Raw genomic sequence first — 12544 nt, 5'->3', positions numbered from 1 at the left:
TGCACCCGGTTTCGGATGAAGGCCGGATGTGCCGCTTCGGCGGCGCGTCCACCCCGAAACCAGCGATCGAGCTAACAATGAATATCAATTTCACCCTTCTTGCGCAGGCGCTGGCCTTCGCTGGTCTGATCTGGATCATCGCGACCAAGATCTGGCCGCCGCTGATGAACGCGATCGAAGAGCGCCAGCAGAAGATTGCTGAAGGCCTCGCTGCTGCCGACCGCAGCCAGAAAGATCTGGCCCAGGCGCAGGAGAAGGTCAACGAAGCGCTGAAGGAAGCCCGCACCAAGGCCAACGAGATCATCGATCAGGCCCATGCGCGTGCCAACCAGATCGTTGATGCTGCCCGCAACGAAGCGATCACCGAAGCCACCCGTCAGAAGGAACTGGCCCAGGCTGAAATCGACGCCGCCGCCAACCGTGCCCGTGAAGATCTGCGCAAGCAGGTGTCCGCGCTGGCCGTGACCGGTGCCGAAAAGCTGCTCAAGCGCGAAATCGACGCCAACGCCCACAAGGCGCTGCTCGACGAGCTGGCCTCGGAGATCTAAGGATGAGCCAGGCCCTCACGCTTGCCCGCCCGTACGCCCGCGCCGCGTTCGCGACCGCGCGCGACGAAGGCGCGTTCGCGCCGTGGTCGGACGCCCTGGCGTTCTCCGCCCACGTCGCCGCCGACCCGCGCGTGGCGGCCCTGCTCGCCAACCCGGAGCTGGGTCGTGACGACGCCGTCGCCCTGCTGGCGCCGGTGTCCCACGGCGAGACCTACTCGCGCTTCCTGGCCATCCTGGCCGAATCGCATCGTCTGCCGCTGCTGCCGGAAATCTCCGGCATGTTCGACGCCCTGCGCGCCGAAGCCGAGCACGTGGTCAAGGCCACCGTCACCTCGGCTGCCGAGCTGTCGGCCGGCGAGCTGGACGCGATCAAGGTCGCGCTGCGCAAGCGCTTCAACCGCGAGGTCGACGTGACCACTGCGGTCGATGCTTCGCTGATCGGCGGCGCCGTGATCGACGCCGGCGACGTGGTCATCGATGGTTCGCTGAAGGGCAAGCTGGCCCGTCTGCAGACCGCGCTCGCTAACTGAATTCATTTAACGTCCGGCCCCGCTGCCGGCACTAGGACTTGACGATGGCAACCACGCTCAACCCCTCCGAAATCAGCGAACTGATCAAGAACCGCATCGAGAAGGTCAAGCTGGCCGCGGAATCGCGCAACGAAGGCACCGTGACCAGCGTGTCCGACGGCATCGTGCGCATCTTCGGTCTGGCCGACGTGATGCAGGGCGAAATGATCGAACTGCCGAACAACACCTTCGCCCTGGCCCTGAACCTGGAGCGCGACTCGGTCGGCGCCGTGGTCCTGGGTGACTACGAGCACCTGCGCGAAGGCGACGTCGCCAAGACCACCGGCCGCATCCTGGAAGTGCCGGTCGGTCCGGAACTGCTGGGCCGCGTCGTGAACGCGCTGGGCGAGCCGATCGACGGCAAGGGCCCGCTGGGCACCGACCTGACCGCTCCGGTGGAGCGCGTTGCTCCGGGCGTGATCTGGCGCAAGTCGGTCGACCAGCCGGTGCAGACCGGTTACAAGTCGGTCGACTCGATGATCCCGATCGGCCGTGGCCAGCGCGAGCTGATCATCGGTGACCGCCAGACCGGCAAGACCGCCATGGCGATCGATGCGGTGATCAACCAGAAGGGCACCGGCATCAAGTGCGTGTACGTTGCGATCGGCCAGAAGGCGTCGACCATCGCCAACATCGTGCGCAAGCTGGAAGAGAACGGCGCGCTGGCCCACACCATCGTGGTGGCCGCGACCGCTTCCGAATCGGCTGCCATGCAGTACATCAGCGCCTACTCGGGCTGCACCATGGGTGAGTACTTCATGGACCGCGGCGAAGACGCGCTGATCGTGTACGACGATCTGTCCAAGCAGGCCGTCGCCTACCGCCAGATCTCCCTGCTGCTGAAGCGCCCGCCGGGCCGCGAAGCCTACCCGGGTGACGTGTTCTACCTGCACTCCCGTCTGCTCGAGCGTGCAGCCCGCGTGTCCGAGGAATATGTCGAGAAGTTCACCGAAGGCAAGGTCACCGGCAAGACCGGTTCGCTGACCGCGCTGCCGATCATCGAAACCCAGGCCGGCGACGTGTCCGCCTTCGTTCCGACCAACGTGATCTCGATCACCGACGGCCAGATCTTCCTGGAAACCGACCTGTTCAACGCCGGCATCCGCCCGGCCGTGAACGCCGGTATCTCGGTGTCGCGCGTCGGTGGCTCGGCCCAGACCAAGATCATCAAGAAGCTGTCGGGCGGTATCCGTATCTCGCTGGCCCAGTACCGTGAGCTGGCTGCGTTCGCGCAGTTCGCCTCGGACCTGGACGAAGCGACCCGCAAGCAGCTGGAGCGTGGCCAGCGCGTCACCGAGCTGATGAAGCAGAAGCAGTACGCGCCCATGTCGATCGCCAACCAGGCGCTGTCGATCTACGCCGTCAACGAGGGCTACCTCGATGACGTGCCGGTCAACAAGCTGCTGGCGTTCGAAGAAGGCCTGCACGCCCACTTCGCCAATACCCAGGGCGAGCTGATCAGCAAGGTCAACGCTACCGGCGGTTGGGACAACGACATCGAAGGTGCCTTCAAGAAGGGCATCGCCGAGTTCAAGACCACCGGCAGCTGGTAATCGCGGTCCTGTAGAGCGGAGCCCCAGGCTCCGCTGGACCAGATGACAAACGGTTGAACAACGCGGGGCATCAGCCCCGCGCCACGGGAAACAAGAGATGGCAAGCGGACGCGAAATCAAAACCAAGATCAAGAGCGTGCAGAACACCCGCAAGGTGACGCGCGCCCTGGAAATGGTCTCGGCCTCCAAGATCCGCAAGGCGCAGGATCGGATGAAGACCTCGCGTCCGTACGCGCAGGCGATGAAGCAGGTGATCGGTCACCTGGCCCAGGCCAGCACCGACTACCAGCATCCGTTCCTGGTCGAGCGCGAGCAGGTCAAGCGGGTCGGTTTCATCGTGATCTCCTCCGATCGCGGTCTGGCCGGCGGCCTGAACAACAACCTGTTCCGCAAGATGCTGGGCGAAGCCAAGGCATGGCAGGACAAGGGTGCCGAAGTGGACCTGGTGACCATCGGCCAGAAGGCATCGACCTTCTTCCGCCGCGTGAAGGTCAACATGGTCGGCAGCGTGACCCACATCGGCGACGTGCCGAAGCTGGAATCGCTGATCGGTGTGATCAAGGTCATGCTCGACGCCTTCACCGAAGGCAAGATCGACCGCGTGTACCTGGTCTACAACCGCTTCGTGAACACCATGGTGCAGAAGGCCAGCTTCGATCAGCTGCTGCCGCTGCCGCCAGCCGAGAAGCAGGTCGCTCACCACGACTGGGATTACCTGTACGAACCCGATGCCGCGACCGTGCTCGAGCACGTGATGACGCGTTACATCGAGTCGCTGGTGTACCAGGCACTGCTGGAAAACGTCGCCTCCGAGCATGCCGCACGCATGGTCGCGATGAAGGCGGCGAGCGACAACGCCAACAAGCTGATCGGCACCCTGCAGCTCGTCTACAACAAGGCGCGCCAGGCAGCGATCACCCAGGAAATCTCCGAAATCGTCGGCGGCGCGGCAGCAGTCTGACCGCGTTCGTTCAAAGCACACATTAGAGGATGCAGCAATGAGTCAGGGCAAGATCGTTCAGATCATCGGCGCGGTCGTCGACGTCGAATTCCCGCGTGAATCGGTGCCGAAGGTGTACGACGCACTGAAGGTCGAAAACACCGAGATCACCCTCGAAGTCCAGCAGCAGCTGGGCGACGGCGTGGTGCGTACCATCGCCCTCGGTTCCACCGACGGCCTGAAGCGCAACCTGGTTGCCGTCAACACCGGCCGCGGCATCTCGGTGCCGGTCGGCGCCGGCACCCTGGGCCGCATCATGGACGTGCTGGGCCGTCCGATCGACGAAGCCGGCCCGGTCGCTGCCAGCGACAACTGGGAAATCCACCGCGCTGCGCCGTCGTATGAAGACCAGTCCCCGGCCACCGAGCTGCTGGAAACCGGCATCAAGGTCATCGACCTGATGTGCCCGTTCGCCAAGGGCGGCAAGGTCGGCCTGTTCGGCGGCGCCGGCGTCGGCAAGACCGTCAACATGATGGAGCTGATCAACAACATCGCCAAGGCGCACAGCGGCCTGTCCGTGTTCGCCGGCGTGGGTGAGCGTACCCGTGAGGGCAACGACTTCTACCACGAAATGAAGGACTCCAACGTCCTGGACAAGGTGGCGATGGTGTACGGCCAGATGAACGAGCCGCCGGGCAACCGCCTGCGCGTCGCGCTGACCGGCCTGACCATGGCCGAGTACTTCCGCGACGAGAAGGACGAAAACGGCAAGGGCAAGGACGTCCTGTTGTTCGTCGACAACATCTACCGCTACACCCTGGCCGGTACCGAAGTGTCGGCACTGCTGGGCCGTATGCCGTCCGCGGTGGGTTACCAGCCGACCCTGGCCGAGGAAATGGGCGTCCTGCAGGAGCGCATCACCTCGACCAAGAACGGCTCGATCACCTCGATCCAGGCCGTCTACGTTCCCGCGGACGACCTGACCGACCCGTCGCCGGCGACCACCTTCGCCCACCTGGACTCGACCGTCACCCTGTCGCGTTCGATCGCCTCGCTGGGTATCTACCCGGCCGTCGATCCGCTGGACTCCACCAGCCGCCAGATGGATCCGCTGGTCATCGGCCACGAGCACTACGACACCGCCCAGCGCGTCCAGCAGACCCTGCAGAAGTACAAGGAACTGAAGGACATCATCGCGATCCTGGGCATGGACGAACTGTCCGAAGAGGACAAGCAGGCCGTGTCGCGCGCCCGTAAGATCGAGCGCTTCTTCAGCCAGCCGTTCCACGTGGCCGAAGTGTTCACCGGTTCGCCGGGCAAGTACGTGCCGCTGAAGGACACCATCCGTGGCTTCAAGGCCATCGTCGATGGCGAGTACGACCACCTGCCGGAGCAGGCGTTCTACATGGTCGGCGGCATCGAAGAAGCGGTCGAGAAGGCCAAGAAGATGGCCGAGAAGGCCTGATCCGGGACGGGCGGGAGCGATCCAGCCCGACCTGACGCCGGCGCCGGGCAACCGCCCGCGCCGGTGGACCCCCACGGTGGCATTGCGCCACCGCGAACAGCGAAGAGATTTGCATGAGCACGATCCGTTGCGACATCGTCAGCGCCGAGCAGGAAATCTTCCGTGGCGAAGCGACCCTGGTCGTGGCCACCGGTGAGCTGGGTGAACTGGGCATCGCGCCCAAGCACGCGCCGCTGATCACCCGCCTGAAGCCGGGCAAGGTGGTAGTGACCACGCCGAACGGCGAGCAGCTGGATTTCGCCATCTCCGGCGGTATCCTGGAAGTGCAGCCGCAGGTGGTGACCGTGCTGGCCGACACCGCGATCCGCGCGCAGGACATCGACGAAGCCTCGGTCCGCAAGGCCAAGGAAGAAGCCGAGCGCATCCTGGCCAACCGTGGCGAAGCGATGGAAGTGGCCGAAGCCCAGCAGAAGCTGGCTGAAGCCGTCGTCCAGCTGCAGGCACTGGAACGCCTGCGCAAGAATCTCAAGCACTGAGGTTCGCGCTGCATCCACGAGAACGCCGGCCCTGTGCCGGCGTTTTTGTTTGTCTGGCGGGGCAGCGCCGACTTGCATGCCGATCCGGATCCCGCCTCGTATCAGCGATACACCACATAGCGCATCAGCAGGAACGACACGCAGGCCAGCCCGCCTTCCACCAGCGGCTTGGCCAGCCAGGTGTACTGCAGCCCGAGGGCGTGATCGACCAGGCTCACCAGCAGCGTGCTTGCCGCGGTCATCAGCAGCCAGAGCACGAAGAAGCGGGCAAAACGCTTCCAGCCCAGCCGATGGCTGCCGGCTTCGGCAAAGGTGTAGCGGCCGTTGAGCCAGAAGCCCAGCAGCATGCCGGCCAGGCGCCCGGTGATGTTGGCCGGTGCCACCGGCATGCCCAGCGCGGTGGCGAGCACGAACACCAGCCAGTCCACCAGCAGCTGCACGAGCCCGATGACGAGGTAGGCGCTTCCCTGGCGGACGAGGCTCATCGGCAGGCCGGAAGAGGAGGAGGGATGCCCATGTTAACGGCCCACGCTCTAGAATCACCGGCAACGAACTACGGACTGCTGCTCCCATGACCCAAGCCCTGCACGTCATCATCCTCGCCGCCGGCGCCGGCAAGCGCATGAAGTCGGTGCTGCCGAAGGTGCTGCAGCCGATCGCCGGCCAGCCGATGCTGGCGCACGTGATCGATACGGCCCGCGAGCTGCAGCCGGCGGCCATCCACGTGGTTTACGGCCATGGTGGCGAGGCGGTGCGTCAGTACTTCGCCGGCCAGCCCGACCTGCAGTGGGCCGAACAGGTCCAGCAGCTCGGTACCGGCCACGCAGTGGCGCAGGCAATGCCGCAGGTTCCCGACGCTGCGCAGGTGCTGGTGTTGTACGGCGATGTGCCGCTGATCCGCGCGCAGACCCTGCGCGACCTGCTGGCGCAGCCGGGCCGGCTGGCAGTGCTGGTGGCCGATGTCGATGACCCGACCGGGTACGGCCGGGTGCTGCGCGATGCAGAGGGCAAGGTGGGCTCCATCGTCGAGCAGAAGGACGCCACCGACGACCAGCTGCGCGTGCGCACGATCAACACCGGCATCATCGCCGCAGAGTCGACCGCGCTGCGCCGCTGGTTGTCGCAGCTGTCCAACAGCAATGCGCAGGGCGAGTACTACCTTACCGATGTGTTCGCGTTCGCCGCGCATGAGTACACCCCGGCCGAGATGGCCCTGGTCGCCGATGCACAGGAGGCCGAGGGGGCGAATGATCCATGGCAGCTGTCGCAGCTGGAGCGCGCCTGGCAGCGCCGTGCGGTGCGTGCACTGTGCGCTCAGGGCGCGCGCGTGCGTGACCCGGCACGACTGGATATTCGTGGCACCGTCACCGTGGGCAGCGATGTACTGATTGATGTCGACGTTGTTCTTGAAGGCAACGTCGTGCTCGGTGACGGCGTTACCGTAGGCCCGTTCAACCGGCTGAAGGACGTCAACCTGGGGCCCGGCACCGAAGTGCGCGCGCATTGCGACCTGGAAGGCGTGGTGACCGAAGGTGCCGCGCAGATCGGCCCGTTCGCACGCTTGCGGCCGGGTACCGTGCTGGCCGATGGCGTACACGTCGGCAACTTCGTCGAAACCAAGAAGGTCACCCTCGGCGTCGGCAGCAAGGCCAACCATCTCACCTACCTGGGTGACGCGGTGATCGGCAGCAGGGTGAACATCGGTGCCGGCACCATCACCTGCAACTACGATGGCGTGAACAAGTCGACCACCACCATCGGCGACAACGCCTTCATCGGCTCCAACAGCTCGCTGGTGGCACCGATCACCATCGGCGAGGGCGCGACCATCGCTGCCGGGTCGGTCATCACCCGCACCGCGCCGGACGGCAAGCTGACGCTGGCACGTGCACGACAGGAAACCATCGATGGCTGGAAGCGCCCGGTCAAGAAGTCCTGAGCCACGGGTTCCGCGCACCGATGAGCTGGGTGTGCTGCCGGCGATCGAACAACGTGCCGGCGAACTGCTGAGGGGTCACGAGGCCTATCCGGTGTTTGCCAGCCACGGCCTGGACCTGCCGACGCTGCAGGAAGGCCTTGAGCGTGGGCAGCTGTGGGTGGTGGATGGCGCCGCCGGCGGTGTTGCCGGCTACCTGCTGGCCGGCGACCTGGCAGGCGAGTTCCATGTCCTGCAGATGGATGTGGATCCAGCGCACGCGCGTCGTGGCCATGGCCGTGCATTGCTGCGGCATGCCTTGGCGCAGGCCAGGGCCACTGGCTTTGCTGCAGCGGTGCTGACCACCTTGAGCGATGTGCCGTGGAATGCAGCCTTCTACGCCAGCGAAGGGTTCGTTGAAGTGCCGGAGGCGGAGTGGAACGATGGCCTGCGCGCCGTCATGGCCGAAGAGGCTGCGCTCGGGTTTCCGATGCACCTGCGGGTGGCGATGCGGCGGGTCTGGTAGGTGTCGACCTTGGTCGGCACATCCACGCATGGCGTGGATCTACCCGATTGGCCCGCTCACCCCACCGGCAACAGGATCGACACGCACAGCCCGCCATCACCGCGGTTCTGCAGCGACACCCGCCCACCGTGTGCCTCCACGATCTCGCGGGTCAGTGCCAGTCCCAACCCGGTACCGTTGCGCTTGGTCGAATAGAACGGCATCAGCGCGTTCTGCAGCACCTGCTCGTTCATGCCCTTGCCACGGTCCAGCACATCCAGGCGCAGCCACTGCGGCAACCGCGTCAGCTGCACCTGCACGTCATCATTGGGCGGATCGGCTTCGGCACAGGCTTCATGCGCGTTCTTCAGCAGGTTCAACAGCGCCTGCCCGAACTGCGCGATGTCGATCCGGCTGCTCAGTTCCTCGTCCGGTTCACGTTCCATGCCGAACGGAATCTGCTGGCGCAGGCTGGACAGGAAGGGTGCCCAGTGCACGGTCTGCAGTTGCGGTTGCGGCAGCTTGGCGAAGCGCGCATAGCCACGGATGAAGCCTTCCAGGTGGCGCGCGCGGTCTTCGATGGTGGTGAAGATCTCCGGCAGCCGATCGAAGCGCTCGCGCTGTACCAGCACGCCGCCGGAATGGGCCAGCGAGGCGATCGGCGCCAGCGAGTTGTTGAGCTCGTGGCTGATCACCCGGATCACCTTCTTCCACGTCTGCACTTCCTGGCGGCGCAGTTCGGCGGTGAGCAGGCGTACCAGCAGCAGGTCGTGCGGGCGGCCGTTGAGCTGGAAAGATCGGCGTGAGAGGTGATAGACCTGTTCGTCGTCCTCATCGCCGTCTTCGCCTTCCGCATGCACCGCGAACAGGCTGTCGCCGCCACGGGCGATGGCATCGCGCAGCTCCACCGGCACCTGTTCCAGCACCTCTTCCAGGCGCTGGCCTTCCAGCTTCCAGCCGCCATGCAGCAGCTTGCGCGCGGCCAGGTTGGAGAACACCACGCGGGCGATGCCATCGCCGCCGGAAGCAATCAGCAGCATCGCCACCGGGGTGTTCTGTACCATGGTGTCCAGCAGCAGTTCGCGCTGCACCAGGCCTTGCCGCTGCTCGCGCAGCACGTCGCCCAGTTCGCGGTGCGCCTGCACCAGGTCACCCAGTTCGTCGTTGCCTGGCCAGTACACACCGAAGTTGTACTCACCGTCGCGGTAGCTGCTGGTGGTGCCGGCCAATGCGCGCATCAATGAACGTACCGGCGCGGTTGCACGGCGCAGGGTCCACCACATCAGCGACAGCAGGATCAGCGCCGACACCGTGGTCACCACCCAGCCATGGTCCATCCAGTAGGCCAGCAGCCACGGCAACGCGGCGGCCAGCGCCAGCACCGGCAGCAGGCGCAGGAACAGGCGGAAGGTGAACGAGCGCCGTTTCATTCGCGTGGGATGCCGTGCCGGTCCATGCGCCGGTACAGTGCCTGGCGGCTCAGGCCGAGTTCGGCGGCGGCCTGGGCGATGACGCCGTGGTTGCGCGCCAGCACATCCTCGATGCGCGCACGGTCAGGATCATTGCCGGCACTGGCTGCCGGTCGCGGTGCAGGTGCGGCACGCGGCAGGTTCAGGTCGGCCACTTCGATGCGGTTGCCGGTCGCCAGCAGCTCGGCCCGCTGGATCACGTTGCGCAGTTCGCGCACGTTGCCGGGCCAGGGGTGCCGTTGCAAGGCCGCGGTGGCGGCGCTGGAAAGTGGCTTGCCGGCGGTCAGGAAGCGCTCGGCCAGGGGCACGATGTCGCCCGGGCGCTCGGCCAATGGTGGCAGTACCAGTTCCACCGTATTGAGGCGGTAGTACAGGTCTTCGCGGAAGGTGCCGTCGCGGATCATCGCCGGCAGGTCGGCATTGGTCGCGCTGACCACGCGGACTTTGACCTGGCGCTCGCGATTGGAGCCAAGACGCTCGAAGCGCCCCGTTTCCAGCACACGCAGGAGCTTCATCTGGCCGCCCAGCGACAGGTTGCCGATCTCATCCAGGAACAGCGTGCCGCCGTCGGCGGCTTCGAACTTGCCCTCGCGTGCCTTGTTGGCGCCGGTATATGCGCCGGCTTCGGCACCGAACAGTTCGGCCTCGATCAGTTCCGAGGGCAGGGCGCCGCAGTTGACCGTGATGAACGGGCCCTTGGCCACCAGCGAGTTGGCCTGGATGATCTGCGCGATCTTCTCCTTGCCGGCACCATTGGGACCGGTGATCAGCACCGGCAGGTCGGAGCGCGCGACCTGGCAGGCCAGGGCAATGACGCGCTCGCTGGCCGGATCGGCGAAGACCGCACCACACAGCTCGTACTTTTCTTCCAGCGCATTGCGCTGGCGCAGCTCACGGCTGCGGCGGCGGTCCAGCTCGCGCCGCGCCTCGGACAGCTCGAGCAGGTTGTTGACCGTGGTCAGCAGCTTGCGGTCGTCCCAGGGCTTGGCCAGGTAGTCGGCGGCACCGGCCTTGACCAGGTCCACCGCGCTGCTCAGGTGGGTCCAGGCGGTGAGCAGGATCACCGGCAGGTCCGGGTGGCGTGCGCGGATCTGTGCGAACAGGTCTTCGCCTTCTTCGCCGGAGGTGGTGTCCTCGCTGAAATTCATGTCCTGGATCACCAGGTCGACCGGCTGCGACTCGAGCAGGGCCAGCCCTTCGGCCGGGCTCTGCGCCTGCAGGGTGTCGATGTCATGCAGGGAGAACAGCACGTCCAGCGCGGTGCGCACGCTGGCGTTGTCGTCGATGATCAGGATCGAAGGCATCAAGCAGTTCTGCAGAAAGGGATGGGCGGCGCCGATGGAGCCGTGTTCGTATCCATACGCCGGGAGAGCCCGGCGCCACCCATCAAGCATAGCCAAAGCCGTGGCGACGAGGGCGGGCTGGTTTCAGCGCCGCGCTGGTGGAGGCGGTGGTGCCGGCGGTGGCGGAGCGGCCAGCGCCAGCCGCCACGAAGTGGCGTCCACCGGGACGGTGAGCTCGCGTTCGTCGCGGCGCAGCAACAGGTACGCAGTCGGGGCACTGGAATGCCGCAGTGCATCGGCAAGATGCTCGATCCGCCGCACGGCCGTATCGTCCAAGCGCAGGATGCGGTCGCCGCTGCGCACGCCGAAGCGGGCTTCCGGACGCACGGCTTCCACCCGTACCTGGCCCTCGGTCGAACGGAGCGCCAGGCGGGCATCATCCTGGCGCCATTCCAGCGTCTGCGAGCTGCCACCGCCGGCCAGCGCCGGCAGTGGCAGCAGTGCCATCAACAGCATTCGGCAGGCACGCACCTCACGCGCCCCGCGTGGCGACTGCGGGCGGGACCGCTGCCGCGCGCCGGGCCGGCCCGAACACCGCGATCTGGCCCAGCACCCACAGCAGAAGCGCGCCCAGCGGCAGGTAGTACAGGGGCATGCGTGGCAGCTCGTAGAGGTTCATCAGTGCCAGGTTGATCGCGTAGGCTGCCAGCATGCCCAGCACGATCCCCAGCGAGGCCAGCAGGAAGTTCTCGGTCTGGAAGTAGCGCAGGATCTGGCCGCGGGTGGCGCCCAGCGCACGGCGAATGCCGATCTGCTTGCTGCGCTGCTGCACCCAGAAGCTGGCCAGGCCGATGATGCCCAGTGCCGTGACCACCAGCAGCGAGACGCTGACGGTGATCAGCAGGCCAACCATCGCGCGGTCGTTCTTGAAGAAGTCCTTGCGCTGGTCTTCATAGGTCAGCTTGTCGCGCATCAGCCGGTTGGGGTCATTGCGCTCCAGTACAGCAGCCCCCGCGTCAAGCACCTCCTGGCGGCGTTCCGGCGAAGTGCGCAGCACATAGGTGCCACCCTCGTCGAAGGTGCGCCGCATGGGCAGCAGCATGGAGTTCGTCCAGTTGTCATTCCAGCCGTTGGGCGTGCTCAGCGTGTCGACGATGCCGACCACATGCAGCGGCTGCTTGCCCATGTAGTAGGTCTTGCCCAGCGCGCTGCCGTTGGGTTCCATCTTGGCGGCGGTGGCCTGGGTGAGGATGACCGGGATGGCGTTTTCCTTGGCGCCCCCCTTGCTGGCGTCTTCGAAGTTCTGGTACTCACCGGGCAGGAAATCGCGGCCGGCGATCAGGTTGATGCCCATCGTGGCCAGCCCGTTCTCGGACAGGGTGTACATCGAGGCGTTGGTGGTCGGCCGTTCCTGGTCGATCTCCCGCGAGATGCTGCTGCTGGACGAGCCGTTGCGGAAAGGCACCTGGTTGATGATGGTGACGTTGCTGACGCCGGGAAGCGCACGCAATGACGCCAGGTCCTCACGGGTGCGGGCCATGGCATCGGTCTGCTTGCCGATGCCGCTGACGCGGAGCATCACCAGTTCGTTCTCGGCGATGCCGCTGGGCATGCTGATCTTCTCCACGCGCTGGCTGACCAGGAACAGCGCGTTGCAGACGATGGCGCAGGTCAGTGCGACTTCCAGCACGATCAGGGCAGCGGCAGTCTTGTGCCGGCGCAGCGTGCTGAGGATGGGGCGGATGTCCATGGGAGTCCTCG

13 protein-coding genes are annotated in these 12544 nt (G+C 65.9%); 8 read left to right on the top strand and 5 right to left on the bottom strand.

All coding sequences use genetic code 11. From position 1 onward, the window contains the following. Window positions 1–77 precede the first annotated feature (77 nt). The 6 genes from ACSYHF_RS17590 to ACSYHF_RS17565 all read left to right on the top strand — a co-directional run bounded on the left by ACSYHF_RS17590 (window position 78) and on the right by ACSYHF_RS17565 (window position 5611). Window positions 78–548: a F0F1 ATP synthase subunit B gene (locus ACSYHF_RS17590; RefSeq protein WP_005419512.1), complete on the top strand. Its 471-nt coding sequence runs from the start codon at window positions 78–80 to the stop codon at window positions 546–548. A 2-nt stretch (window positions 549–550) separates the two neighbouring features. Then, window positions 551–1078, top strand: coding sequence for a F0F1 ATP synthase subunit delta (locus ACSYHF_RS17585; RefSeq protein ID WP_005411131.1), 528 nt, complete (start codon window positions 551–553; stop codon window positions 1076–1078). 44 nt (window positions 1079–1122) lie between these two features. Beyond that, entirely contained in the window at window positions 1123–2670 is a 1548-nt protein-coding gene (atpA, locus tag ACSYHF_RS17580; RefSeq protein ID WP_005419511.1) for a F0F1 ATP synthase subunit alpha, read from the top strand. Between the two features lie 97 nt (window positions 2671–2767). Then, window positions 2768–3631, top strand: coding sequence for a F0F1 ATP synthase subunit gamma (atpG, locus tag ACSYHF_RS17575; protein WP_005411129.1), 864 nt, complete (start codon window positions 2768–2770; stop codon window positions 3629–3631). Window positions 3632–3668: 37 nt separating this feature from the next. Continuing rightward, window positions 3669–5075: a F0F1 ATP synthase subunit beta gene (gene atpD / locus ACSYHF_RS17570; protein WP_005419510.1), complete on the top strand. Its 1407-nt coding sequence runs from the start codon at window positions 3669–3671 to the stop codon at window positions 5073–5075. Window positions 5076–5188: 113 nt separating this feature from the next. After that, a complete protein-coding gene (locus tag ACSYHF_RS17565; RefSeq protein ID WP_005419509.1) occupies window positions 5189–5611 on the top strand; it encodes a F0F1 ATP synthase subunit epsilon in 423 nt (140 codons plus the stop codon). Window positions 5612–5712: 101 nt separating this feature from the next. Here ACSYHF_RS17565 and ACSYHF_RS17560 read toward each other — a convergent pair whose 3' ends face one another. After that, entirely contained in the window at window positions 5713–6096 is a 384-nt protein-coding gene (locus ACSYHF_RS17560) for a GtrA family protein (protein WP_057496520.1), read from the bottom strand. Between the two features lie 86 nt (window positions 6097–6182). Between ACSYHF_RS17560 and glmU the strand changes: the two genes are divergently transcribed. Further along, entirely contained in the window at window positions 6183–7550 is a 1368-nt protein-coding gene (glmU, locus tag ACSYHF_RS17555; RefSeq protein ID WP_065186211.1) for a bifunctional UDP-N-acetylglucosamine diphosphorylase/glucosamine-1-phosphate N-acetyltransferase GlmU, read from the top strand. Next, complete coding sequence (locus ACSYHF_RS17550; RefSeq protein WP_095378267.1) at window positions 7519–8052, top strand: GNAT family N-acetyltransferase; 534 nt, start codon at window positions 7519–7521, stop codon at window positions 8050–8052. The genes glmU and ACSYHF_RS17550 overlap by 32 nt, the downstream gene beginning before the upstream one ends. 56 nt (window positions 8053–8108) lie before the next feature. Here the strand turns inward: ACSYHF_RS17550 and ACSYHF_RS17545 are convergent, their stop codons facing one another. From ACSYHF_RS17545 to ACSYHF_RS17530, 4 genes are all read right to left on the bottom strand, one after another. Then, window positions 8109–9461 (bottom strand): sensor histidine kinase, encoded by a 1353-nt coding sequence (locus ACSYHF_RS17545; RefSeq protein WP_053497583.1) that lies wholly within the window; start codon window positions 9459–9461, stop codon window positions 8109–8111. After that, the gene (locus ACSYHF_RS17540) at window positions 9458–10804 is read right to left on the bottom strand and encodes a sigma-54-dependent transcriptional regulator (protein WP_447575855.1); all 1347 of its coding nucleotides are present in this window, start codon (window positions 10802–10804) and stop codon (window positions 9458–9460) included. Before ACSYHF_RS17540 ends, ACSYHF_RS17545 begins: the two co-directional genes overlap by 4 nt. A 123-nt stretch (window positions 10805–10927) precedes the next feature. Beyond that, the gene (locus ACSYHF_RS17535; RefSeq protein ID WP_447575854.1) at window positions 10928–11299 is read right to left on the bottom strand and encodes a hypothetical protein; all 372 of its coding nucleotides are present in this window, start codon (window positions 11297–11299) and stop codon (window positions 10928–10930) included. A 16-nt stretch (window positions 11300–11315) separates the two neighbouring features. Next, on the bottom strand, window positions 11316–12533 hold the full coding sequence (locus ACSYHF_RS17530; RefSeq protein ID WP_005419491.1) for an ABC transporter permease: 1218 nt from the start codon (window positions 12531–12533) through the stop codon (window positions 11316–11318). Window positions 12534–12544 lie beyond the last annotated feature (11 nt).

Source organism: Stenotrophomonas maltophilia group sp. P373 (assembly GCF_053295075.1).
The sequence above is the reverse complement of the archived record's forward strand: the minus strand, read 5'-3'. Positions and strand labels throughout refer to the sequence as shown.